This is a genomic window from Gemmatimonadota bacterium, assembly GCA_026706345.1.
Classification (GTDB): domain Bacteria; phylum JAAXHH01; class JAAXHH01; order JAAXHH01; family JAAXHH01; genus JAAXHH01.
This window is the reverse complement of sequence record JAPOYX010000128.1, coordinates 1-2,423: the sequence shown is the minus strand read 5'-3', so window position 1 is coordinate 2,423 and position 2,423 is coordinate 1. Positions and strand designations below refer to the sequence as shown.

The 2,423-nt window shown below is 63.1% G+C and carries 2 protein-coding genes; one reads left to right on the top strand and one right to left on the bottom strand.

Translation table 11 applies throughout. From position 1 onward, the window contains the following. Positions 1-564: NAD(P)-binding protein (locus tag OXG98_08310; protein MCY3772008.1), on the bottom strand; the 564-nt coding region annotated here is incomplete at its 3' end. Positions 565-743: 179 nt separating this feature from the next. On the opposite strand from OXG98_08310, the gene OXG98_08305 reads away from it, so the two are divergent. Continuing rightward, on the top strand, positions 744-2,423 hold a 1,680-nt coding region (locus OXG98_08305), incomplete at its 3' end, for a cytochrome P450 (protein ID MCY3772007.1).

Below are 2,423 nucleotides of genomic sequence, written 5' to 3'. Positions count from 1 at the left end.
GTTCGTCGCCATCAGGAAGTTGACGAACATGGGCTTCAGGATCTTGTAGCGGAAGTCTCCCGAGTACCTGCCCAGGTTCAGCAGCGCGCCCATGCTGACGTAGTTGAACGGGTTGAGCGCGCCGAGCAGCTTCGACCTCGTGAGGTTGAGCCGGCCGAACCAGTGAAGACGTCGCAGGAGGCGCTGGAACCTCTCGATTTCGGATTGCAACTCCTTCCGGATGTCCGAATCGAAATCGTGAGCGTAGATCCGGCCCCCGTACTTCACGCTGTAGTTGAACCGGGTTTCGAGCAGTTCGATGCCGTGCTGCTGCATGAGCAGGACAAAGTGGTGGTATGCCGACGGTATGCACGCGGTGACCGAGATATCGAACGGGATCGTGCTGCCGTCGTCCTGCGGCATGTCCGCCGTGATCGCATTGCCGCCGAGCTGCGGCTGCGATTCGAAGAGTCGAAAGTCGAAACGATCCGGGTGGTGGTTGAGCGCCCACGCCGTCCCAAGTCCCGAGGCGCCCCCACCGACGATGGCAACCCTTCTCGGCGCCCCGCCCTTCGCTTCACCCACGTTCCTACTCTACCTTTGGGGAGCGGCCGCCCCGTGCGCTCACCGCCGCCGCAGCCGGCGGTCCGGGGACCCTGCCGACCCCGTTCCCACCCTCTCCATCGACTAGACTCTGACCCGGACCATCCAGTGGCGGCGGATCGGTGGGGCTGTCGAGCCGCCTCGGCTGGAGGTTGAGCAGCATGAGCGAGGGCACCCGGTTTCCGATCCGCATCGCCGAGGAGTTGATCCTCCTCATGCTGGACGAGCAGAGCGGCTACCTCGAGATGGTCCCGAACTGGAACTTCTCCTGTGTCATGGCCGGCGCCGTGCTCGCCGACCTCGCCCTGGAGCGTCGCATCGAGACCGACCTGGAGCGGTTGTACCTCGTCGATCCCACGCCGACCGGAGACGAGCTGCTCGACCCGACGCTCAAGGACATCGCCGAATCCGACGAAAAATCGGACGCCCAGTTCTGGATCGAACGGAACACCCGCCAGGCCGACGAGATCGTCGCGGCCGCCCTCGAGCGCCTGGTGGAGCGGAACATCCTGACCCACGAGAGCGGCGGATTCTGGGGGCTCTCGCGCTCCGTCGCCCGTTCCGGGACGTTTCCGACCCAGGCTGTCGCGACCCGCCGGGAATCCAAGGTGAGGGTCCTGAGCGTCATCCTGAACGACGAGATTCCGGACCCGCGGGACGCCATCCTGGTCGCCCTGATGCACACCTGCGGCGGCTTCAAGCTGCTGCTGGAGGAAGAGGACTACCAGGAGCGGCTCGCCCGGATCGAACTCGTCGCGAAGCTGGACCTCATCGGACGGACCGTCGCAGCCGCCGTGAGGGACAGCACGGCGAGGCCCAAGACCCGTCGCGTCGTTCAGACCAAGCCCATTCCCAGGCCCGGGTATCTCGCCGTGCTGCTACAGCGCGACTTCCTCTCGGGCAACATCTCGAAGGCGATGAACGGCATTTATCGGAAACACGGGCCGGTCGTCAGAATGCCCTTCAAGATCCGCGGCAAGCCCCTGGTTTCGTTGATGGGCGCCGATGTCAATCACTGGGTCAACCGGCACGGGCGGTTCTATCTCCGCTCGAAGGACTACATCGAAGGGCTGGAACACGCGTTTGGCGCATCCCGGAGTCTGCCCGGAATGGATGGCGCGGAGCACTATCGAATGCGCAAGGAGCTCCAGACCGCATATTCCCGCGCCACGCTGGCGCGGCGGCTGCCGGAGCTGATCGACGACTGCCGGAAATCGCTGAGCCGTTGGAAGGAAGGGGATGTCTTCCGCGCCACCGAAAGCTTTCAGAACCACATCAGCAGTCAGATCTCCAATTTCGCGATGGGAGTGGATTGCAGCCACTATGTCGACGAACTGTTGGCCTTTGAACACCGTGCGCTCATAACGCGGGTCCAGGGCGCATTGCCGGATTTCATGCTGTCCACCCCAAGAATGAAACGGTACGGGAAGCGCGTCAGGGAACTCCAGGAGGCGATCACCGCGGGACATACGACGGCGCTGCGCAAGGGAAAGCCCCGGGATCTGGCCGACGCGATTCTCGATCTCCATAAGAGAGACCCACAGTTCCTTCCCGAAACGGACCTCACCTTTCCGTTCGTGGCTTCCATGGTCGCCAGCATCTATCTCGGCAGCGGACTGGCCTTCACCGTCTACAACATGGTTCGAAACCCCGACGTGTACGCGAAGGTCCGGAGCGAGGCCGAGTCGCTCTTCGGCAACGGTCGTGAACTGGGGGGAGATGACTTCAATCACCAGAGCATCGACGTCACGGTGCGTCTCTGCATGGAGTCTTCGCGGATGTACCCGGTGATTCCCTGGCAGTTGAGAACGGTCATGAACGAGTGCATCGTCAGCGGTTAC